Source organism: Gordonia polyisoprenivorans NBRC 16320 = JCM 10675 (assembly GCF_000241325.1).
Taxonomy (GTDB): Bacteria; Actinomycetota; Actinomycetes; order Mycobacteriales; family Mycobacteriaceae; genus Gordonia; species Gordonia polyisoprenivorans.
The window spans coordinates 1-724 of the sequence record NZ_BAEI01000050.1 but is presented as its reverse complement, the minus strand read 5'-3'; the positions used below and the strand labels follow the sequence as shown (position 1 = coordinate 724).

General features: G+C 62.2%; 1 protein-coding gene. It reads left to right on the top strand.

What is annotated here, in order from left to right:
• On the top strand, positions 1 to 724 hold a 724-nt coding region (locus tag GOPIP_RS12595; RefSeq protein ID WP_006370047.1), incomplete at both ends, for an MFS transporter.

The following is a 724-nucleotide window of genomic DNA, read 5'->3' as shown; positions in this document are numbered from 1 at the left end:
TCGGTCCTCACTACAAGTGGATTGCGTTGTCCAACACCACGTTGGGCATGCTCATCGCCACCATCAACTCCTCGATCGTGCTCATCGCACTGCCCGACATCTTCAAGGGCATCAACGTCAACCCCCTCGACAGCAGCAACACCAGCTACCTGCTGTGGATGATGATGGGCTTCCTCGTCGTCACCGCCGTCCTCGTCGTCAGCTTCGGCCGCCTCGGCGACATGTTCGGCCGAGCCCGCATGTACAACATGGGCTTCGCCATCTTCACCATCTCCTCGATCTTCCTCGCCATCACCTGGTTCGACGGCAGCGAAGCAGCGATCTGGCTGATCTTCTGGCGCATCGTCCAAGGCGTCGGCGGCGCCTTCCTCATGGCCAACTCCTCAGCCATCCTCACCGACGCCTTCCCCGCCAACCAACGCGGACTGGCCATGGGCATCAACGGAGTCGCCGCCATCGCCGGCTCGTTCCTCGGCCTACTCATCGGCGGCATCCTCGCCCCCATCCAATGGCACTACATCTTCCTCGTCTCGGTGCCCTTCGGCGTCATCGGCACCATCTGGGCGTATCTGAAGCTGCACGATCTCGGTGAGCGCAAGCACGCCAAGATGGACTGGTGGGGCAACATCACCTTCGCCGTCGGCCTCATCGCGATCCTGATCGCCATCACCTACGGCATCCAGCCCTACGGAACCCACGCCATGGGCTGGACCAACCCCTGGGT